Raw genomic sequence first — 22,097 nt, forward strand, 5'->3', positions numbered from 1 at the left:
CACCGTGATCCTGGCCAAAACGGTCAAGGGCTACGGGCTCGGACCCCACTTCGAGGGCCGCAACGCGACCCACCAGATGAAAAAGCTCACCCTCGATGACCTGAAGAAGTTCCGCGACCACCTCCGGATCCCCATCACGGACGAACAGCTCGACGCGGACCTCTACCGGCCCCCGTACTACCACCCCGGCACCGACTCCCCCGAGATTCAGTACATGATGGAGCGCCGCCGCGCCCTAGGCGGCTTCGTCCCCGAACGCCGGCCTGACCACACGCCGGTGGAGCTGCCGGACGCCAAGACCTACGAGGTTGCCAAGCGCGGTTCCGGGAAGCAGCAGGCCGCCACCACCATGACCTTCGTGCGCCTGCTCAAGGACCTGCTCAGGGATAAGAAGTTCGGAAACCGCATTGTCCCCATCGTTCCGGATGAGTCCCGGACCTTCGGCATGGACGCGTTCTTCCCCACGGCCAAGATCTACAATCCGGGCGGCCAGGCCTATCTCTCCGTGGACCGGGACCTGGTCCTGGCCTACAAGGAATCGGCCCAGGGCCAGCTGATCCACCCCGGCATCAACGAAGCAGGGGCGGTCGCGGCGTTCACCGCCGCGGGAACTTCCTACGCCACGCACGGCGTACCGCTGATCCCGGTGTACGTGTTCTACTCCATGTTCGGTTTCCAGCGCACCGGCGACGCCTTCTGGGCCGCCGCGGACCAGATGACCCGCGGCTTCATCATCGGCGCCACCGCCGGGCGGACCACGCTGACCGGCGAAGGCCTCCAGCACGCCGACGGCCACTCCCCGATCCTGGCCTCCACCAACCCGGCCGTCCTCACCTATGACCCCGCGTACGGGTACGAGATGGGCCACATCATCCGGGACGGCATCGAGCGAATGTACGGGCCGGCCGCAAGCGGCGATGGAACCGGACCTGCATCCGATAAGAACCTCATGTACTACATCACGGTCTACAACGAGCCGATCTCCCAGCCGGCCGAACCTGAGAACCTCGACGTCAACGGTGTGCTGAAAGGCATCTACCGGGTGTCGGCGTCGGGTATCGAAGGGCCCAAGAGCCAGATCCTGGCCTCCGGTGTCTCCGTCCCGTGGGCCCTGGATGCCCAGCGGATCCTCGCCGAGGACTGGGGCGTCTCCGCCGACGTCTGGTCCGTCACGTCCTGGAACGAACTGCGCCGCGACGGGCTCGCCGCCGAGGAAGAGGCGTTCCTGAACCCGGGCAAGCCCGCCCGCATACCGTTCGTTGCCCAGCAGCTCGCCGATGCGCAGGGGCCCGTGGTGGCCGTGACCGACTACATGAAGGCCGTCCCGGACCAGATCCGCCAGTTCCTCCCGCACCAGTTCGCCTCCCTCGGAGCCGACGGCTTCGGCTTCTCCGACACCCGCGCAGCAGCCCGCCGCTTCTTCAAGAACGACACCCACTCGATTGTGGTGAAGACCCTGCAGCTGTTGGCCTCCCGCGGGGAAGTGGACGGCGGCGTGCCCGCCTACGCGCTGGACCGCTACAAGCTCCTGGACGTCAACGCCGGGACCACCGGCGGCACCGGAGGCGACGCCTGACCCCCCTCATCCAGACAACAGTTGACGGCAGTGTTCCCGTGGAACACTGCCGTCAACTGTCATGTGGCTGGATAGGCTGGGGCGATGGCTGACCTGGACGAACAACGCACGACGGCGGTGCTGCTTGCCGCCGGCGCCGGAACGCGGCTGGGGCTCGGCCCCAAGGCTTTGCTCCGGTTCCAGGGCCGCACGCTGGTTGAAGTGCTGGCCGACGTGCTGCTCGCAGGCGGCTGCCGGGAGGTGGTGACGGTGCTCGGAGCGGAAGCGGCAACGGTCCGCGCCGCCACCGATCTCAGCCGGCACCGGGTCATCGACAACCCGGACTGGGCCAGCGGAATGGGAAGTTCGTTCCGGGCGGGAGTTACCGCAGCAGCCCCGGGGGACCATGTGCTCATCGCGCTCGTGGACCAGCCAGGCCTGGCCACCGAGACCGTTGCCCGGTTGCTGGCCTCCCACCGGCCCGGCCGCGTGACGGCCGCCGCCTACCGTGGCACGGACGGGAAACTACAGCGGGGACACCCGCTGCTCCTGGATTCCAGCCTGCGTGCTCAAGCCGCGGAAACGGCAACGGGCGACGCCGGGGCACGCCTCTTCCTCCAGGAGCACTCGGGGCTGATCGACCTCGTGGACTGCAGCGACCTCTCCGGCGGCGAAGACCTCGACACCCCCGAGCAGCTGCACCTCCTCGGTTAACCCGGCTCAGTCAAGTTGAACCACACGGCCGCGAGCGGTCCGGGCTAGCGGATCTGGATGTTGCCGCCCTTGAGCGTGTGCGAGCCCGAGTCGTACCCGGTGCCGAGCAGGATCCGGTAGGTGTCGATACCACGGCCGGGCTCGCCGAGGTCCTGGACGTCGATCCGGAACAGGTGCGAGCCCTGGCCGTTGATGGTGGCGCGGCCGAAGATCGTCGCCTGTGTGCGCTGCGCGTTGCAGGTCAACGCCAGGATCTGGATCGACTTCACCTTCTGCGGCTGGGCGGGCCCGTGGTCCTGGTACTGCTGCTGGCCCTTGACGCTGCCGGCGGCGTTCGACTGGGCGTTGCCGCCGAAGGATGCCTTGTCGCCGTTGTTGGCGACGATCGTGCCACCGTTTGTGATGTTGACCTGGCAGAGCGGGGTTGTGGCCGGGAGCGTCCAGACCTTGGTGGCCGTGTCGGAGGGCTCGCCTGGGTCCTGCATGGTGTCGTTGTCAGTGTCGGCGAACGCGCTGATCGCATCCGCGCCCGGGAGTTCGGGGCCCACGTAGCAGAAGGTCGCCTCCCCGTTCGCGTCGGTGGTGTCCGAGCCGCTCGTGTTGACCGACCCGGTGACCGTGAAGCGCACGGTGATGGTCGGCGTCGGGCTGCCCACCGCGTCCTCCACCGTCGCCGTCACGCAGTGCTGGGTGGCGACGTCGTTGGTGTCTGCCGTAGGCGCGAGCGTAAGCGTCGCCGGCGCGCCTGGACCTGCGCCGGAAGGGAGCTTAGTGACGAACACGTCGCGAATCCCGCCGAGGGTCGTGTCGAAGGCGCCGAGCGTCGTGGGGAAGCCGGCGGAGCCGGTGGTCCCGGTCACGTAGGTGTTGCCAGCCGCGTCGACGGCGATGCTGGCGCCGGAGTCCGATCCGCTCCCCCCGAGGTACGTCGAATCGATGAGGCTCGACCCGGTGGGCGAGAGCTTGGTGACGAAGGCGTCGCCGCTGCCGCCATTGAAGGTAGTGTCGAAGGCACCGGCCGTGGTGGGGAAGTCGGCCGAGAACGTTTGGCCGGTCACAGAGGCGCTGCCCGAGGCGTCGACAGCGACGCCGCTGCCAGCTTCCGAGCCGCTCCCTCCGAGGTAGGTCGAGTAGTCCAGGCCGGTGCCGGCGGCGTTCAGCTTGGTCACGTACGCATCATTGGGCCCGCCAAGGCTCGTGTCGAATGCACCGGCGGTGGTGGGGAAGTCCGTCGAACCCGTCTGGCCGGTCACGTAGGCGCTCCCGGTCCCGTCGATCGCGATCCTCGTAGTCGCAGTGCCGAACTCAAAGCCGCTCCCGCCGACGTACGTCGAGTAGACGAGGCCGGTACCGGCGAGATTTAGCTTGGTGACGAAGGCGTCGAAACCGCCATTGAAGGTGGTCCCGAACGCGCCGAGCGTCGTGGGGAAGTCCGCCGAGGGGGTCAGTCCGCCAACGTAGGCGCTCCCCGCTGCGTCAACGACGATTCCTCCACTACCCTCGGCTCCGCTTCCGCCAAGGTAAGTCGAGTAGGCCAGTGCCGAGCCCGTGGGGTCCAGCTTCGTGGCGAACACATCGCGAAACCCGCCGAGGGTCGTGTCAAAGGCGCCGAGCGTGGTGGGGAAGTCCGCAGACTCGGTCATTCCGGTCACGTAGGCGCTCCCCAGGGCGTCCAGGGCAATGCCGTTGCCCTGGTCGCCGACGGCCGTGCCGGTCCCGCCGAGGTAAGTCGAGTAGACGAGTGCTGTGCCGGCGGTGTTCAGTTTGGTGACGAAGACGTCATTAAAGCCGGTGAGGCTGGTGTCGTGGGCGCCGACGGTGGTGGGGAAGTCCGCTGATTGGGTCGTGCCGGTCACGTAGGCGTTCCCCATGCCGTCAAGGGCGACGTAGCCGCCGAACTCGGAGCCGGATCCGCCGAGATAGGTGGAGTAGACGAGGCCGGTGCCGGCGGCGTTCAGCTTGGTGACGAACACGTCAGAGCTGCTGAGGCTGGTGTCGTGGGCGCCAGCGGTGGTGGGGAAGTCCGCGGAACTGGTGGACCCGCTCACGTACGCGTTGCCGGCGGCGTCCACGGCGACGCCCAAGCCGAAGTCGTCAGCGCTCCCCCCGAGGAAGGTCGAGTACGCGAGGCTGGGGTCGATCACCAGCGCCTGGGTTCGGTCGTAGTGGCCGAGCGCGAAGCCGTAGGAGTGGCCTTCGAGCGCGTAGCGGCTCTCGACCGCGCCTTGCCTGCCGTCGGTGAGCTGGTAGCTGGTGGGGGCAGAGTCCCGCAAGGCGCCCAGCGGCGTGTCGACGAGCAGCGCCCCGTCCCCGCCCACGGACAGGCCGTCGGCTCCGGCGTACCCGAGGCGGATGTCGCCGGGGTCGGCCCCCGGGCGCAGGTGGAACTCGTACTTGAGCTCGCCGCCCTGTCCCCGGAAGACCATGTCGATGCCCGGCCACAGCTCGCGGTAGGTCAGTTGCTGGTAGGTGGGCAGGTTCGTGTGGCTCGCACCCGCCGTCAGGTAGTTCACCGTCCCGGGCCCGCTGTCAGTCGCCTCGAGGGTCGCGGCCGCGCTGGAGCCGAGGAACTGAAGCTCGAGCGCCTGGCCGCGCGCACCCTTCGCAAAGGAAAGGATGGCCTTGTCCTGTGTGAAAAAGAAGCTGAAGCCGGCGCCCTGCGAGTAGTAGCGCACGCTCTGGTCGGTTTGGCCGGCGTTCGGGACGAAGGACAGCGGCAGCTTCCCGTAGGCGTCGACGGCGCGCTCCCTGTCCGCCGGTGAGAGGCCGGCCGACCCCGGAACCCCGGGCTGGGGAAGGCCTAAAGCTTGGGCGGCAGGCACCGGCCCGGCCGCCGCCAGCTCGCGGCCTCCAGCGACTCCCGCGGCTGTCGGCGTCAACACGACCGACGCGACGGCGAGCAGGGCAAGGACGATCAGGCCCACGGTGAACCCTAGCCAATGTCTGCCCCCGACCCGGGATCCGGGGAACCCGCCCCAGTCGATCGATCCCTCACGCGAGTATGCAATCCCAACCGACATGGCCCTACCCTCTACTTCGGATGTCCCGACCACGTACCCAGCGCACGGGCGGCGAACACGGACATGAGCACGCCGACCCCTGCAGCCCCCACGAAGTTCCGATGCACGGCGTGCCATCATTCAACCCGACTTGACCTCAGCGCACACGAGTAGTGAGTACTCGTTATTACATGCGGGCCTAGTAATCCACCTGCCGCTTGAGCTTGTTACCGAGCCACAGCATCGCCAGGCTCACTACCAGGAAGCCGACGGAAATGGCGAGGGCAAACACCAGCACCCCGCCCCAGCCACCTGCCCGCGCGGGGTCGACGAACCAGTACGGGTACCAGTTCACCAACGCCCCGCGGACCAGGCTGTAGACCAGGTAGCCGACGGGGTAGAGCAGCCAGTACCAGATGTGCTTGACCGTGAGCGTGGCCCGCGGCGGTTGGAAGAGCCAGTCCACCACCATGACCACCGGGATCAGGTAGTGCACCACGAAGTTGACCCACGGCAGCAGCGAGCCGAGATCTTCCCCGGCGAGCAGCGCACCGAACACGAGTCCCACCACGGCCATGGCGATGGTTGCCGTGCCGCGCGTGACGTCGTCGATTTCGCTGGGGCGTTTGCGGATCAGCACCCTGTAGCCGCTGATGAGAAGCACCAACGCGGCGAAGATGTTGGACAAATTTGTGAAGTAGCTGAAGAAGTTCCAGACGTCGTAACCCATGCCCAAATGAACTGTCAGCTGTGTTCCCACCGCCACCAACGTCAAAAGGCCAAAGAAAAAGCGTCCCCCGATAAGCACAGTTCTCTTGGTCATAGGCCCAATCCTTGCCGAATCCCCAGCTCAGACGCGGTTCGACACTCCAAAGTTGAATGGGCGTGGTCAATTCCAGACGCAAGGAACCCCGCCCCTAATCAGGGGCGGGGTTCCGGGCGTTGGGTCTATGGTCAGCCGGAGATCCGGGAGCGGAAGTTACTGTCCGCCACCTGCGTCGGACGAGCCATCAGGGGCGGCAGCGGCGTGGGTGGGCCGCCTCATGTGGAACTCGCGGATCTCTTCCGGGTTCGGTCCGCCGCGGAACTTGGGCGACGGCTCCTGTCCGCCGCTGATCCGCTCAAGCTCCTGGTCTTCGAACTCTTCCTCGACGCCAAGCATGATGGCGGAATCGTGGTTGGTGATCTCGCCGTTGAACGCCCTGACCATAACGCTCCGGTCGAACTGTCCCTCCCACTTGGAGACGACGAACGTGGCGACGCAGTTGCCCAGGAGGTTCACCACCACCCGCATGGAGTCCATGAGGCGGTCGGCACCGAGCAGCAGGGCCACGCCGGCGACGGGGAAGATCCCTAGTGCTGCGGCGGTGGCGGAGAGAGCCAGGAACGATGAACCGGGTACGCCGGCCATGCCCTTGGAGGTCAGCAGCAGGACGCCGAGCGCGGCCAGCTGCTGGCCGAGGTCCAGGTTGTGGCCGAAGGCCTGCGCCAGGAAGAGCAGGGAGATCGAAAGGTAGATTGCGGCGCCGTCGAGGTTGAACGAATAGCCGGTGGGCACCACCAGGCCGGTGGTGGCGCGGGAGCAGCCGGCGTTGGTCAGCTTGGTCATGATGCGCGGCATCACAGCCTCGGTGGAGGCGGTGCCGAGCGCCAGCAGGAATTCCTCGCGGGTGTACTTCAGGAAGTGCCACAGCGGGACGCGGGCAAAGCCCCAGGCCACGAGGAACAGCAGGCCGATGAAGACGATGGCCGCGCCGTAGCAGGCGGCAATGAGCAACGCATAGGTGCTGAGCGTGTCCAGCCCGTACTGGCCGATGATGAATGCCATGGCACCGAAAGCACCGATCGGGGCAACCTTCATGATCCAGGACATGATCTTGAAGATGAGCTCCAGGACGGTCTCCATGAGGCTGACGACAGGCATGCAGCGCTCGCGTCCGATAACGACGATGGCTGCTCCGAAGAAGACCGAGAAGAACAGGACCTGCAGGAGACTGTTGCTCGCGAAGGCTCCGATGACGCTGGTGGGGATGACGTCCAGGATGAAGTGGGCGGCGTCCTTGGGCACGGCATTGCCGGTCTTGGCGGTCAGCGCTTCCTGGGAGAGGGTGTTGGGATCAATGTTCAGCCCGGCACCGGGCTGGACGATGTTGCCTACGATCAGGCCGAAGACCAGCGCGAAGAGCGTGGCCGCGGTGAAGTAGAGAAGGGCTTTGACTCCGACCCTTCCGACCGCCTTGACGTCGCCTACGGCCGAGATGCCGGTGACGATCACCAGGAAAATCAGCGGCGCGATGATCATTTTAATGAGCTGGATGAATCCATCACCGAGCGGCCTCAGCTGCGAGCCAAGGTTCGGCCAGAAATGTCCGATAAGAACACCTGCCACGACGGCGATCAGAATTTGGAAGAAGAGCGACCTATACAGGGGCTTCTTCTTCTGCGGGGCCGAACTCGCCTTCAGCGCCGCGGAATCTGGGATCTTCATTGATCTGTACCTATCAATCGGGAACAGCCCCGGAGATCGGGGTCTGTTTCAAACGTAACCCCGGTCACACGATTCCGCAAGGGGAAATTGTATTTTCACAATGTGGAAATATGTGAAATTCCTGGGCGATGAAAAATCCGCTACCGAAATGGACGCCCGCCCGGCGAAACACCGGCGCGGACGTCCGCTTCCGCAGCGGAAAGGCGTGGATTATTCTTTGTCAGCCGCGGCCGATGAACGGCATGCCGGCGGCCGTGATCACCACGGAGCCCACGCTGGCCGACGGCGGCATGCCGGCCATCAGGAGCACGGCCCGCGCGGCGTCCTGCACCGGGAAAGTGGGCTCCACCCTGCGGCTGCCGTCAGCCTGCAGGGCGCCGGAGTCCACGCCGATGGTGGACATGATGTCCGTGGCCGTGTTGCCGATGTCGATCTGGCCGCAGGTGATGCCGAAGCCCCTGCCGTCCAGCTCGATGCTTTTGGTCAGGCCCGTCATGGCGTGCTTGGTGACCGTGTAGGCCACCGTCCGCGGCCGCGGCGAATGCGCTGAAATGGACCCGTTGTTGATGATCCGGCCGCCCTGCGGCTCCTGGGATTTCATGGCCCGGACGGCCGCGGCGGCGCACAGCATCGAGCCGGTCAGGTTCACCGCCACCACCGCGTCCCAGTCGGCCACGCTGATTTCATCCACCGACGCGGCCGGGCCGAACACTCCGGCGTTGTTGAACAGGAGGTCAACCCTCCCCCACTTCCCGAGTGCCGCGGCGAAAAGGCGCTCGACGTCGTCGGGCACTGTTACGTCGCAGGGCACCGTCAGCGCCTGGCGGTGGCCGGCCGCCGACTCCAGCAGCGGAGCCTCACGGCGGCCGGCCAACACCACGCGGTACCCGTCGGCCAGCAGGAGCCGCGCCACCGCCCTGCCAATCCCGGAGCCTGCGCCGGTAACGACGGCGACCGGTGCCGGCCGGTGGGGATGTGCGGGCCGGTGGGTTGCAGCCATGGGTCGCTCCTTGGGTTGATGGCCGGGCTGTTGATCGCCGGCTTAGGGCGCAGCGGGCACGTCCGCTGCCGTTATTGGCCAGCCTATGACGGTCTTGGGCCGCGGGGTGGCGTAGGTCCGGACCTTTGAGGTGCTCAGCCGCAGCCGGACCAGCGATTCAGCGATGGTGACCGCAGCCGCCACACCGTCCACCACGGGGACCCCGGCACGCTTCCGGATTTCCTCGTCCAGGCCGGCCATGCCGCCGCAGCCCAAGACAATGACTTCCGCCTTGTCCTCGCGGACAGCCAGCAGCGCCTGTTCGATGATGGCTTCCACAGCGCGCTCCGGCTCCTCCTCCAGCTCCAGGACGGCCATGCCGCTGGCCCGGACCGAGGCGCACCGGGCGTCGAGGCCGGCCAGCTTCAGCCGGTCCTCGATCAGCGGCACGGCCCGGTCCAGGGTGGTGATCACGGAGTACTTGTGGCCCAGGAACATCGCGGTGCTCGCGGCCGCCTCGGTGATGTCCACCACCGGAACGTCAAGGAGCTCCTGGAGCCCTTCGCGGCCGTGCTCGCCGTAGCCGGCCTGGATGACGGCGTCGAACGGCTCCGGGTAGTTGACGACGGCGTCCATCACCGCGATCGCTGCGAGGTAACTCTCAAAGTTTCCCTCGCAGGAGTCTGCGCCGAAGCGCGGAGTAATTCCCACAATCTCCGTGTCCGGCAGCGCGGCCTGTTTTGCCTGCGCGGCGATGGAATCGGTCATGGACTGTGTGGTGTTGACGTTGGCCACAAGGATGCGCATGGTGCTTTTCCTCTTTCGGGACAGGTTGGTTGGCTGGCGCGGGGGTTGGCCGGCGCGGGGGTTGGCCGGCGCGGGGGTCAGTGGGTGCTGGCGACGGCGATCGACTCGCCGTCGACGTCGTCGAGCCGCTGCCTGCGGTCCGAGATGACGTAGTAGACCACCGCGGCGATGCCGGCCGCGACGAACCACGCGAACGGGGCGGCCGCTTCCAGTGCCGGGACAAAGGCGATCAGGAGTGCAATGGCGGCAGCAGGCACCATGGCAATGATGGCCCGGGGGTTGTAACCCTTTTTGTAGTAGTAGGCACCTGCCGGGTCCTCGGAGTAGAGCTCAAGGACGTTGACCTTGCCGCGGCGCAGCAGCCAGTAATCGGCCATAACAACGCCGAACAGCGGGCCGAGCAGGGCTCCGAGTCCGCCCAGGAAGTACACGATGACGAGCGGGTTGTTGTACAGGTTCCACGGCAGGATGATGAGGCCGATGGTGCCGCTGACCCAGGCCGCCTTGCGGAAGTTCAGGTGCTTCGGGAAGAGGTTGGTCAGGGCATAGACGGGTGCCACAAAGTTGGCCATCAGGTTCACGGCGATGGTCAGGATCAGCAGGGCAAGGCAGGCCAGGACAAGGAAGAGCGTATTCGGGATGGTCTGGACGATGTCCGACGGGCTCTGGATGACAGTGCCGTTGATCTTGAACTGTCCACCGGCCATCACCACAACGATCGCGCCGAAGAGGAGCATGTTGATGGGGATGCCCCAGAAGTTGCCGCGAACCACGGCCTGCTTGGAGACGGCGGACCGGGTGAAGTCGCAGAAGTTCAGGACGAACGTTCCGTAGATGGCCACCCACAGGGCTCCGCCGGCGAAGATGGTGCGCCACATGTCGCCGCCTTCGAGGGCGTTGTCCCCGGCCCAGGCGATGGAGCCGCCAGCTTCGACGAAGATCCAGACGGCGATGGCCGCCATGGTGACCAGGATGATGGGGCCGGCGAAGGCCTCATACTTGCGGATCATCTCCATGCCGAAGCTGACGATGATCAGCTGGACGATCCAGAGGAATACGAACGAAGCCCAGCCCAGCGTGGACAGGCCGAGAATGGAGTTGGCGTCGAGCTCCTGCAGCGAGGGAACCATGGCCACGAGCATGACCCTGAGCACCACGGACGCGAGGTACGTCTGGATGCCGAACCAGGCCACGGCCACTGCCCCGCGCAGGAGGCTGGCAATCTGGGCGCCCCTGATGCCGAAGCTGATCCGGCTCATGACGGGGAACGGGACACCGGTCTTTACGCCCATAAAGCCGGACAAGCTGAGGAGCGCAAACAGCAGGACGGCGCCGACTCCCAGGGCGAGCAGGATCTGCCAGCCGCCCAGCCCGAGGGCGAAGAGCCCGATGGCAAAGGCGTAGTTGCCAAGGCTGTGGACGTCGTTGGCCCACAGAGTGAAAATGCTGTAGCCGGTCCAGCGGCGGCCTTCCCGCTTCGTCGGGGCAAGGTCGATGTTGTAGAGGGTGGGGCTGATGGTTGTGCCGGAGGCGGCGCTGGCTATGTCGCAAAGCGTGTCGACACCCACGGAGGGGTGGGCTGCTTTGTCCAGGTCAACTGCTGTCTCGGGTGCCGGTTCAACGCCGGTCAACGGGGTTGTCTGCATCGTGATCTCACTTCTTGAAGATGTCTTCCATGTGTTCCGCTGTGGGATTTATGCCGGAATTACCGGCAGAAGCGTCGTTGCTTTTCCACAATGCGGAAAATGGGTATCGAGTAGTGAAATAACGGTATGACCCAGGTCACGCATCAGTCAAGGGGTTGCCGAAACGCGGCCAGTCACAAACGGTCAGCAACGGTGTCAGCGGGACGGAACTGCGGCTCCTTCCTTCAAGCCCAGGTAGATCTTGTCCCGGCCGATCGGCAGCTCCGCGAACCGGACCCCCGTCGCGTTCCGGATGGCGTTGGCCAGGGCGGGGGCCACCGGGTTGAACGGACTTTCGCTCATGGATTTCGCCCCGAGCGGGCCCACCTTGTCATTGGTGGAGGCGAAGTAGACCTCGCTGCGCGGCACGTCCGCGAAGGACGGGATGTGGTACTGCCGCAGGATGTCCGTGGTGACCCGGCCGACGTCGTCCACCCGGACCTCCTCATACAGTGCAGCGCCCAGCGCCTGCGCGATTCCTCCCTCGATCTGGCCGCGGCACTGCCGCGGATTAACCACCACGCCGGCGTCGGCTGCCTGGACACTCTGGAGAATCCGCAGCTCCCCCGTGCCGGTGTTGACCGCCACCCGGAACCCGTGGACGTTGAACGCCACCGATCGCGGGGTCCCGTCCCAGTGGCCCTCGACGGCGAGCTGGACGCCCTGGTGCAACGCGGCGACGTGGATGTCCGCGAGCAGAACCCGCCGTCCGGCACAGTCCACGCCGCCGTCGTCGAGCACACATTCGGTCTCCGGCACGCCGGTCAGCGCCGCGGCGACGGTGACGATCCGGGAGGCCAGCTCGGTAGCCGCCATCAGGGTGGCCTTGCCGGCCACCACCGTCCCGGCCGACCCGAACGCGCCGGTGTCGTGCTCCACCAGGTCGGTATCGGACTGCCGCACGGACACCTTGGCTGCCGTGGTGGACAGCGCCGTCGCGGCCAGCTGCGCGTGCACGGTGGTGGTGCCGTTACCGAATTCGGCGGTCCCGACGTCGGCCGCGAACGTTCCGTCCGGGAGCAGGCTCACGCGGGTGTGGGCGAAGTGGCCGCGGGGCGGGACGGTGTCGATCATGGACAGCGCGGAACCTTCGCCGGTGACCCAGTCCGGGCCGAGGTCGTCGAGGCCGGCGTCGCGGTAGCGCTGCTTGCCGCGGTCCAGGGCATCTCGCACCAGGGAGATGCACTGGTCCAGGCCGTAGCTGCCGTAGTGGACGTCTTCCTCGGGCTCGGGGTTGGTGGAGAGCATGTCATCGCCTTCGCGCACCATGTTCCGGCGCCGGAATTCCAGGGGATCCATCCCGATGCCGACAGCCAGCTCATCGATGGCCGACTCGATCGCGAAGATCGTCTGGCTCAGCCCGTAGCCGCGGAACGCCCCGGCAGGCACAGTGTTGGTGTAGACGGCATGCGCGTCCACTTTCTTGTTGGCGCACTTGTACACGGCCAGCGATTCCCCGCAGCCGTGGAACATCACACCGGGGGCGTGGTTGCCGTACGCGCCGGTGTTGGTGACCACGTCCAGCTGCAGCGCGGTGAGGAGCCCGTCCTTGCTGGCGCCTGCCTTGAGCTTGATGGTGAAGGGGTGCCGCGTGGTGGTGGCGGTGAACTGCTCCGTCCGCGTGAACTCCACCTGCACGGGCTGGCGCAGCGTGAGCGCGGCGAGGGCTACGAGGTCCTCGGTGAGCACTTCCTGCTTGCCGCCGAAGCCGCCGCCCACTCGGCCGGCCACCACGCGGATGCGGTCCTCCGGCAGGTCGAACACCCGGCCCAGTGTGCGCCGGACCAGGAACGGGACCTGGCTGGAGGTGCGGACCACGAGGCGGTCTTCCTCGTCGAGCCAGGCGATGGAGGAGTGCGTCTCCAGGGCGACGTGCTGCACGCGCTGCGTCCTGTACGTGTGCTCATGGATGAAGTCGGCAGCGGCGAAACCGTCCGCCACACTGCCCAGCTCCGAGTGCAGCTCGGCCACGACGTTCTGTCTCGGCCGCGAGATCCGGGCCTTCAGTGCGTCCTTGTCCCCGTGCAGTGCCGGAGCGCCGGGGAGCATGGCGTCCTGCGGGCTGAAGACGGTGTCCAGCAGCTCGTATTCCACCTGCAGGGCGCGGGCCCCGGCTTCGGCGGCACCCACCGATTCGGCCACGACGGCGGCCACACGCTGGCCGATGAACCGCACCACGTCATCGAGGACGCGGGTGTCGTCGGGATCGTCCGTGTAGAGCTCGTGCTGGGCGGTGGAAAAATGCTGCGCCGGGGCGTCCTCGTGGGTGAAGACCGCGACGACGCCGGGCACCTGGAGCGCGGCCGTCCTGTCGATGGAGACAATCCGCGCGTGCGCGTGGGGTGAGCGGAGCAGCTTCAGGTGCAGCAGGCCTTCTAGCTCGTCGGCGGGGACGTCCAGGGTGTAGCGGGCGGTGCCGGTGACGACGGCGAGGCCCGCCGGGGCGGGCACGTTGTCGCCGAGCTGCCCGGCGGGGGCTGCGGCGGCGGTAGGCGCGCTGCTCCCCAAAGCTGCCGCGCCGCCGTCGTCGTGATTGTGCTTATCGCGGATCCCGCACACGGCGTCCGCGATGGAACGGTAGCCGGTGCAGCGGCAGAGGTTGCCCTTGAGGCTGCGGGGCAGGTTGGCTTTCTGTTCGTCGTCGAAGGTGGCTGCGGTCATCATCATGCCGGCGGTGCAGAAGCCGCACTGGAAGCCCTGTTCGGCCAGGAACTGCTCCTGCACGGGGTGCAGCGCTCCGCCGCTTGCACCGGACGTCCCGGCGAGTCCTTCGATGGTGGTGACGGCCTTGCCGTCGGCGCGGACGGCCGGGTAGATGCAGCTGTGCACGGGTGTGCCGTCCACGTGGACGGTGCAGGCACCGCAGTCGCCGCCGTCGCAGCCTTTTTTGACCCCGAAGTTGCCCTGTTCGCGCAGGAACGTGCGCAGGCACTGGCCCGGGCGGGGTGTGGCCGGGGCGGCGGTGCCGTTGATTTCGATTGCCATGCTCAGGCCTCCTTCTGCTGCTTGTTCTGTGCTGTGTCGGGTTGCGCGCTCGGCTGCGGCGAGGTGGCGTGCGGCCGGCCGGTCCAGAAATCGCCCGACACGGTGAGCCGTTCCTCCAGCAGTTCCGCACGGATCTCCTCGGCAAGCCGGAGGGTCATGTCCCGGCGCCACTCGGGCAGCCCGTGGATGTCGTCGTGGTACAGCTCCGCGGGAATGGCCTTCCCGACGGCGGCCGCCAGGGCCGCCGGGCCAGCCATCTTGGCAGCGGTGAAGCGCAGCTGCACGGGACGTTTGGTGGCGGCGGTGACGGTGATGACCAGGCCGCCGTCGGCATCCCGCCGTCCGATCAGCAGGACTCCGGAACGGCCGAGGTTGCTGAGCGAGAGCCGCCGGAAGGCCACCTTCGCGGACAAGGCCGACGCCGGCAAGTGGATGCTGCGCAGGAGCTCGCCGGGTGCCAGGCTGTTTTGCCCGTCCCCGGTGATGAACGTGGCCACCGGGACCGTGCGGCTGCTGCCGCCGGGGCCGAGGATGGTGGCGGTGGCGTCCAGCCCTGCGCAGAGCGAGATCATTGGCCCGGCCGGGAGCGAGGTGCACAGGTTGCCGCCCACGGTGGACATGTTCCAGACCTTGAACGATGCCACGAAGGAGTCGCAGCAGGGACGGAACAGGTCCAGGCCCGGCCACTCCCGGCCGGCAACTTCGTCCAAACCCGGGAGGGCGTAAAGCTCCGCGACGGTGCACGTGGCGGCCAGTTCTATCCCGGCGTCGCTCACGGTCACGGCGGGCCAACCCGCTTGGCCAAGGTCCAGCAGCCGCTTCAGGACCGTACTCCCGTAGGAGAACAGCACCGTGCCGCCGGCCAGCCAGGCATCGCCGTCGCGCCATTCGGCGGGGTCCGTCGTGGGCACGACGGCCTCGATGGTGTTCATGTCCATGGGTCCTCCTGGCGGGGTTCGTGCGTAGAGCGGGGTTCGTGCGTGGGGGGTTCTGAGGTGGGGTGGTCGTGCGTGCGGGGTTCTGATGTGGGGTGGATGGGGCCGCTGCCGTCCTTGAGAGAGGGCGCCTTGAGCGGCGCCGGCGTGGTGCTGCCCCGTCCGGCCCGGCCGCGGGAGGCGATGATCTCGGCCGTAATGGACACCGCGACCTCGGCCGGGGTGACCGCGCCAAAATCCAGGCCGATGGGCGAATGGAGCCGCTCCAGCGCTTCCGCCGGAGTGCCGTCGGCGAGCAGCGCGTCGATCCGCTGGCGGTGGCTGCGCCGTGAACCCATGGCGCCCACATAGGCGAGGCCCAGGCCAAGCGCGGTTTCCAGCAGCGGGATGTCGAACTTCGGGTCGTGGGTCAGCACACACACCACGGTGCGGCCGTCCACGCGTCCTGCGGCTGCTTCTGCGGCAAGGTAGCGGTGCGGCCAGTCAGTGACCACCTGGTCGGCGGCGAGGAAGCGGCGCTGGTTCGAAAAAGCCGGCCGGGCATCACACAGGGTGACGTCATAGCCCAGCAGTTTCCCGGCCGGGAGCAGCGCGGCGCCGAAGTCGTTGGCGCCGAAGATCAGCATGCGCGCGGCCGGGAGCCGGCTTTCCACGAACAGGGTGATGGGTTCGGGGTGGGTCTGGTCCCGGCTGTCGGAGCAGCCGCCGGGTGGTGCCACGCGGACCAAACCGGCGCGGCCGCCTTGGAGCAGCGGCTCGAGCTGGGCGGCTGCCGCGTAAACAGTGGCGGGATGGTCACCCACCAGCCGGGCAAGTTCCGGGGACTCCATGGCGCGGAACCGCACAGGATCCTGCACGACGACGGCTCCCCCGCCGGCGTCGAGCCGGCGGATCAGTGCCAGGGCAGTGGTGGACTGGCGGCCCGCCAGGCTGTTCAGCATGGCGAAGTCCATGGCCTCCAGCGAGGATCCGAGCGGCTGGATGTGGACCTCCAGCTCTCCTCCGCAGGAGAGTCCGACGGCGAACGCGTCCTCGGCACTGTAGCCGAACGACTCAAGGCGGCTGCCGCCGTCGCGCATTACTGCAAGGGCGGCGTTCACCACGGCCCCCTCCACGCATCCGCCGGAGAGGCTGCCCAGGACGTCCCCGTGCTCCGACACAAGCATGGACGTGCCGAGCGGCCGGGGCACGGAGCCGCCCGCGGCCACGATGGTGGCGACGGCGCAGCGCTGGCCGGAGACCGCGGGCCGCCAGCCTCCCAGTGAAGGTATTAGGTCCAGCATGGCAACACGTCCTTTACCACTGAGGTCCCGGACGGGAATCCTGTCCGGAACAGAGCGCGGTCTTGCCTCATAATCTCATTCCTTGCTGGTGTAGAGGGAAAGTCACGGGAGTTGTTTGAGGGGACCGGGGCGGGGCCTCTAATCCCGCCCCGGTCCGTGACGGCCCAGCCGCACTCCACCGCCGCCCGCCGTCGTGGGTTCCGGTGCTGTGGACCACGGCGGCGGACGCCTACTCGATGCGGTGGGTGCGGATGGACCGCCGTTTAAGGCGCCCGAATGGGCGGTTACGCCGGGGGCCTACGCGCCCAGCAGGGCGTTGATCGGCCCGCGGGCGAAGTAGATGATGAAGCCCGCGGTGACCACCCACATGAGCGGATGGACCTTGCCGGCCCGGCCGGACGCCGCACTGATGACCGCGAAGGAGATGAATCCGACGCCGATGCCGTTGGCGATCGAGTAGGTCAGCGGCATGGTGATGATGGTCAGGAAGGCCGGCAGTGCGATAGAGAACTTGCTGAACTTGATCTCGCGGATCTGTGCCATCATCATGGCACCCACCACCACCAGGGCGGCTGCCGCCACTTCGAGCGGCACCACCGAGGTCAGCGGCGTAAAGAACATCGAGCCCAGGAACAGCACGCCGGTGACCACGGAGGCCAGGCCGGTACGGGCACCTTCGCCGATGCCGGCCGCGGAATCGATGTAAACGGTGTTGGACGAGCCGGACGTTCCGCCGCCCACCACTGCGCCCATGCCTTCGACGATGAAGGCCGACTTCAGCCTGGGGAACGTGCCGTCCTTGTGCGCCACTCCGGCGCTCTTGGCGAGCCCGGTCATGGTGCCCATGGCGTCGAAGAAGTTGGTGAACACCAGGGTGAACACCAGCATGGTGGCCGCGAGGCCGCCGATCCTTGAGAACGAGCCGAAGAGATCGAACTGGCCCACCAGGCTGAAGTCCGGGGCGGAGACCAGCTGGCCGGCGAGCACGGGCACGTTGAGGTGCCAGCCGCCGGGGTTGTCGGCGCTGCCGGGTCCGATGTGCATAACGGCCTCGACGACGGCGGCGAGGGCGGTGGTGGCGACGATGCCGATCAGGAGGCCGCCCTGGATCTTGCGGGCCACGAGGATTCCCATGACCAGCAGGCCGACGATGAAGACGAGGGTGGGGATGGAGGTGATGGAGCCGTCGTTGCCGAGCTGGACCGGCGGGCCGCCTTTGGTGGGGCGGACAAAGCCGGAGTCGACGAAGCCGATGAAGGCGATGAACAGGCCGATGCCAACGGTGATGGCGGCCTTGAGTTCCTTGGGGACTGCCTTGAAGATCGCCGTCCGGGCACCCGTGGCGCCGAAGAGGACAATCAGGATGCCGTTGATGACCACCAGGCCCATGGCTTCGGGCCAGGTGACGTCCTGGATGACGGCCACGGCCAGGAACGAGTTGATGCCCAGGCCCGCCGCGAGCCCGAACGGCAGGTTGGCGACGAGGCCGAACACGATGGTCATAACGCCGGCGGTGAGCCCGGTAACGGCCCCCACCTGCGCTGCCGAGAGCCAGCCGCCGGCGACGTCCGTGGGGGCGTTCTCGGCCGAGAAACCGCCCAGGATCAGCGGGTTGAGGATCACGATGTAGGCCATCGTGAAGAACGTGACAATGCCGCCGCGGAATTCGCGGGCCAGCGTGGAGCCACGCTTGGTGATCTGGAAGAAACTATCCAGGAAGGATTTCGACGCCGGGGGCCGGGGTGCCGCCGTGTGCTCTGCGCCTTCGGGCGCAGCCTGCTTTTCAGCTGCGGTTCGCATTTCTGCGGGGTCCAGGATTGTCATGTCAGCCACCGGATCCTAGTAGTCAATCCTGGAATCGAGCGTGTTCCAGGTGTTGAACGGTTCCAGGATGGCGGGAGCCTGGGGGTCGCCCAGTTCCAGCTTGGCGACCGGCATCAGTGCATCCCGGTCCTCGTTCTCGAAGTACTCGTAGAAGACCGCGTCGTCGAAGCCCACGGAGGCTGCGTCGTGCCGGTCGGCGGCGAAGACCACGTTGCCGATCCGGGCCCAGAGGGCCGAGGCCAGGCACATGGGGCAGGGCTCGCAGCTCGTGTAGAGGGTGGCTCCGCTGAGATCGAAGGTGCCGAGCTCGCGGCAGGCATTGCGGATGGCGGTGACCTCGGCGTGGGCCGTGGGGTCGTTTGTGGCGGTGACCCGGTTGACGCCTTCGAAGGCGCGGCCTTCCGCGGTGACAACGACGGCGCCGAACGGGCCGCCGCTGTCCAGGACGTTGGCTGTTGCCAGATTTATGGATGCGGCCAGGAAATGTTCGGCCGTGACGGTTGTGCTCATTTTGCGACTTCCTTAGTGGCAAGGAAGCCCAGTAACCCGACGGGGACGCGCCAGTGATACGGCTACCAGGCTTCAGCATGTGCTTTTGAAGGTTCGCCTGGTAGATAGCTTCCCGGAGTCCGGGTGCCCGCCTTTGGCAAGATCGAGATTAGCACCGGACCTGTGATCAGCGCCATAGTTTTCTGGAAACTTAATTTCGTGATGTGAAATTCAGGTTTCAGCGGGTCACATTGACGCGCTTCCGCGTGCGTCCTACGCTGATTGCCACCGGCTACCCATGGGCAGGCCGCCACCTGGATCAGCAGACAGGGCCTAACTGAGCTGGAACGCATTTGTTGCCGACCAGACAAGGAGCCATCCATGGCCCACCCGCTTACCCCGTCCCCGGTCTCATCCCCTGTCCCATCCCCGTCCAGGCTCTGGATCAAGAACCCGCTCGCCACTTTCACCGCCAACGGGCTCGACGCCGGTGGCGGCATCGTGGTCAGCGGCGGCATTATCGCCGAGCTGGTTCCGGCCGGCGGGCAGCCGTCCGCACCCTGCTCCGCCGTCTTCGATGCTTCCGCGCATGTCCTGATGCCCGGCCTGATCAACACGCACCACCACTTCTACCAAACCCTCACGCGCGCCTGGGGTCCGGTGGCCAACGCCCCGCTGTTCCCCTGGCTGCAGAACCTCTACCCGGTCTGGGCGCGCCTGACACCGGACAGCCTGGAACTCGCGGTGAAGGTGGCCCTGGCCGAGCTGCTGCTCTCCGGCTGCACCACGGCAGCCGACCACCACTACCTGTTCCCCGCGGGACTCGAGAACGCGATCGACGTGGAGGTCGGCGTCGTACGCGAATTGGGCATGCGGGCCACGCTCACGCGCGGCTCCATGACGTTGGGAACGGACGACGGCGGCCTGCCGCCGCAGTCCACCGTGCAGCGGCCGGAGGTCATCCTGGCGGACAGCGAACGCCTCATTTCGAAGTACCACGAGCGCGGCGACGGTGCCGTCATCCAGATTGCACTGGCCCCGTGTTCGCCGTTCTCGGTGACCAAGGAAATCATGGCCGAGAGCGCCTTGATGGCAGAGCGGCTGGACGTCCGGCTGCACACGCACCTCGCCGAAACCATTGACGAGGAAGACTTCTGCCTCTCGATGTTCGGCCTGCGCACCGTGGACTACCTGGAGAGCGTCGGCTGGCTGGGCAACCGCACCTGGCTGGGCCACGGCATCCACTTCAACGACGACGAGATCGCCCGGCTGGGAGCCGCCGGCACCGCCGTCGCGCACTGCCCGACGTCGAACATGCGGCTCGCGTCAGGCACCGCTCGTGTGCTGGAACTTGAGGCAGCCGGGGTCCCCGTGGGGCTGGGCGTGGACGGATCGGCGTCGAACGATGCCTCCAACATGATCCTGGAAGCCCGGCAAGCGCTCTATCTGCAGCGGCTGCGCTACGGCGCGGACGTGCCGGTGGAGCGCGCGCTGGGCTGGGCGACGCGGGGCTCGGCAGCCGTGCTGGGTCGCTCCGATATTGGTCAACTGGCGCCGGGGATGCAGGCCGACCTGGCACTCTTCCGCCTCGACGACCTGCGCTTCTCCGGGAGCCACGACCCCATTGCGGCACTGTTGCTGTGCGGCGCGGACCGCGCGGACCGGGTGATGGTGGGCGGGCAATGGCGCGTGGTGGATGGTCAGATCCCCGGCCTGGACGTCGCCGGGCTCATGGCGGAGCACTCGGCCGCGGCCCGGAAGCTCGTGAACGGCTAGGCCAGGGCAGGCTGCGGGCTCCGTCCGCTCCGTCCGGACCGTCCACCTCCCTCCGTTTCGATGGTTCCCTGCGCAGACGATGGTTCGAACCATCGAGTATGCAGGGAACCATCGAAATGGCGCCGCTAACCTGCATGTCGGAGGGCCCGCAGGACGCGCATCTTGAACTCGTGTTCCTGGAACAGGTCCTGCCACTTGATCCGGATGAATGTCCACCCCTCCTCGGTCAGCGCCTTTTCACGTTGCCGCTCCTTGTAGATGACCTCGTCGGTTGGCTCGTAGTCGAAGTACTTCACCTTGCCGTCGAATTCCAGTGCCACCTTCTTCTCCCGCCAAGCGAAGTCCAGCCGGTGCTTGCCTTCCGGCGACCATACGACCACCTGGAGCTCGGGCGCTTCAATGCAGAGCCGGTGAATCAACTCACGCGTCAACGTCTCACCCGGTGACTCCGACCGCACGTCTGCGTTCTCAATGGCTCGACGCAGCGTTCGTACGCCATTGCGTCCCGCCAACGAAGCACTCATCCGACGGATTTCCGCCAGGTCAGCGCCCATCCTGAGGGCATGATCCATCAACACCAGGGCCTGCCTGTTGGTCAGCATGAGGCAGCAATCCACCACGGTGCGCTCCAGTGAAGTGCAGGGCATGCCGTCCACGAAGACAATGTCCGCTGTCTGCAGCGACCTTGTGTGGGCGACTACGTCGCGGCCATGGGAAGTGCGCGAAGGAGCCGACTCCTGGGTGACGTGCACACAATCGTCAACGTCCCACAGGTACAACCGGTGGAGGCGGGCAGCCGAGGTGTGGCTGTAGACGAAGCCGCCGCCCGACGTCGTGAGCGTTCCGTGAGCGTGCGCGGCGATCAGTTGCCGGCTGCGCACCCAAGGTTTTTGGCCCGCCCACGTGCTGCCGCGAATGTAACAACCTCGGCGGAGCCTGACCAGGCTGCCGGCTCGCACCAAAGCCGATACTTTGCGTGCATTGAGCCCGGACTCCTGCAGCTCGCCGGTCCGCCACAGGTCCATTCCAGTGGGCAGCACGCCACCCGTAGTCATCGTCAACTGCGCGTTGTTCGTCATGGGACAAGCCTCGAACGGCACTACCGGTGGGCGACAGCGGAGTTCGTGCTATGTGGATAACGCCGGATCAGGCTCGGAGGCTCGTGAACGGCTAGGCACGGAAAAGCGGGCGGCACCTCCCCAGGTGCCACCCGCCCGTTGACTCTGTTGCGCAGAGTCCGCCCTGAACAGGGCCCACCGCCGCAGGGTTCCCTGTCCGAGCTTGCGAGGAGAGGGGCTGCTGGGGATGGAGCTCTTAGGGACGCTGCCGGCCGAATACCGGGAGCGCGCGCATCCAGCGGGAGAACCCGCCTGCACGGTCACAGTCGGCCGGAATGTAGAAGTCGGGATCCGTGGCGCCGAACGGCAGGTACAGCTCCTGGCCGGGGGCCGGGAAATCCACGACGTTGTTCTTATCCTTCGAGTCCATCTGTTCCTCCTCGTTCTTGCTGTTGGCTTTTCCGTAATTCGGAAAACTTTTATTGTTATGTGGAAATTCTATGAGGGTCCGGGATCGGCG

At 66.8% G+C, this 22,097-nt stretch carries 16 protein-coding genes; 3 read left to right on the plus strand and 13 right to left on the minus strand.

Annotation, left to right across the window (positions count from 1 at the left end):
- Both V6M49_RS09290 and nboR read left to right on the plus strand, forming a co-directional pair.
- The coding region (locus V6M49_RS09290) for a transketolase-like TK C-terminal-containing protein (RefSeq protein ID WP_442959708.1) at positions 1–1,576 on the plus strand (1,576 nt) is incomplete at its 5' end.
- An 84-nt stretch (positions 1,577–1,660) separates the two neighbouring features.
- On the plus strand, positions 1,661–2,269 hold the full coding sequence (gene nboR, locus V6M49_RS09295; RefSeq protein WP_332760929.1) for a nicotine blue oxidoreductase: 609 nt from the start codon (positions 1,661–1,663) through the stop codon (positions 2,267–2,269).
- Positions 2,270–2,313: 44 nt separating this feature from the next.
- Here the strand turns inward: nboR and V6M49_RS09300 are convergent, their stop codons facing one another.
- From V6M49_RS09300 to V6M49_RS09350, 11 genes are all read right to left on the minus strand, one after another.
- Entirely contained in the window at positions 2,314–5,193 is a 2,880-nt protein-coding gene (locus V6M49_RS09300) for a DUF7948 domain-containing protein (RefSeq protein WP_332760930.1), read from the minus strand.
- A 274-nt stretch (positions 5,194–5,467) separates the two neighbouring features.
- Positions 5,468–6,091: a Pr6Pr family membrane protein gene (locus tag V6M49_RS09305; protein WP_141141673.1), complete on the minus strand. Its 624-nt coding sequence runs from the start codon at positions 6,089–6,091 to the stop codon at positions 5,468–5,470.
- Positions 6,092–6,247: 156 nt separating this feature from the next.
- Complete coding sequence (locus V6M49_RS09310; RefSeq protein ID WP_332760931.1) at positions 6,248–7,756, minus strand: cation:dicarboxylate symporter family transporter; 1,509 nt, start codon at positions 7,754–7,756, stop codon at positions 6,248–6,250.
- Positions 7,757–7,976: 220 nt separating this feature from the next.
- Complete coding sequence (locus V6M49_RS09315) at positions 7,977–8,756, minus strand: SDR family oxidoreductase (protein WP_141141675.1); 780 nt, start codon at positions 8,754–8,756, stop codon at positions 7,977–7,979.
- Between the two features lie 42 nt (positions 8,757–8,798).
- Positions 8,799–9,542, minus strand: coding sequence for an aspartate/glutamate racemase family protein (locus V6M49_RS09320; protein ID WP_141141676.1), 744 nt, complete (start codon positions 9,540–9,542; stop codon positions 8,799–8,801).
- Between the two features lie 77 nt (positions 9,543–9,619).
- Complete coding sequence (locus V6M49_RS09325; protein WP_332760932.1) at positions 9,620–11,188, minus strand: NCS1 family nucleobase:cation symporter-1; 1,569 nt, start codon at positions 11,186–11,188, stop codon at positions 9,620–9,622.
- Positions 11,189–11,383: 195 nt separating this feature from the next.
- Complete coding sequence (locus V6M49_RS09330) at positions 11,384–14,212, minus strand: molybdopterin-dependent oxidoreductase (protein WP_332760933.1); 2,829 nt, start codon at positions 14,210–14,212, stop codon at positions 11,384–11,386.
- Positions 14,213–14,214: 2 nt separating this feature from the next.
- Entirely contained in the window at positions 14,215–15,150 is a 936-nt protein-coding gene (locus V6M49_RS09335; RefSeq protein ID WP_332760934.1) for an FAD binding domain-containing protein, read from the minus strand.
- Positions 15,141–16,430, minus strand: a complete 1,290-nt coding sequence (locus tag V6M49_RS09340; RefSeq protein ID WP_332760935.1) for an XdhC family protein — start codon at positions 16,428–16,430, stop codon at positions 15,141–15,143. Before V6M49_RS09340 ends, V6M49_RS09335 begins: the two co-directional genes overlap by 10 nt.
- Before the next feature lie 297 nt (positions 16,431–16,727).
- On the minus strand, positions 16,728–18,254 hold the full coding sequence (locus V6M49_RS09345) for an NCS2 family permease (protein WP_246848832.1): 1,527 nt from the start codon (positions 18,252–18,254) through the stop codon (positions 16,728–16,730).
- A 15-nt stretch (positions 18,255–18,269) separates the two neighbouring features.
- Positions 18,270–18,764 carry a nucleoside deaminase gene (locus V6M49_RS09350; protein WP_332760936.1) on the minus strand — a complete coding sequence of 165 codons (495 nt, stop codon included), beginning with the start codon at positions 18,762–18,764 and terminating at the stop codon, positions 18,270–18,272.
- 360 nt (positions 18,765–19,124) lie between these two features.
- On the opposite strand from V6M49_RS09350, the gene V6M49_RS09355 reads away from it, so the two are divergent.
- Positions 19,125–20,519: an 8-oxoguanine deaminase gene (locus tag V6M49_RS09355; RefSeq protein ID WP_332760937.1), complete on the plus strand. Its 1,395-nt coding sequence runs from the start codon at positions 19,125–19,127 to the stop codon at positions 20,517–20,519.
- A 125-nt stretch (positions 20,520–20,644) separates the two neighbouring features.
- On the opposite strand, the gene V6M49_RS09360 is transcribed toward V6M49_RS09355, so the two are convergent.
- Complete coding sequence (locus tag V6M49_RS09360; RefSeq protein ID WP_332760938.1) at positions 20,645–21,598, minus strand: type IV toxin-antitoxin system AbiEi family antitoxin domain-containing protein; 954 nt, start codon at positions 21,596–21,598, stop codon at positions 20,645–20,647.
- Positions 21,599–21,833: 235 nt separating this feature from the next.
- Positions 21,834–22,007 (minus strand): hypothetical protein, encoded by a 174-nt coding sequence (locus tag V6M49_RS09365; protein ID WP_167349832.1) that lies wholly within the window; start codon positions 22,005–22,007, stop codon positions 21,834–21,836.
- Positions 22,008–22,097 lie beyond the last annotated feature (90 nt).

This window comes from Pseudarthrobacter sp., assembly GCF_036675385.1.
GTDB lineage: Bacteria > Actinomycetota > Actinomycetes > Actinomycetales > Micrococcaceae > Arthrobacter.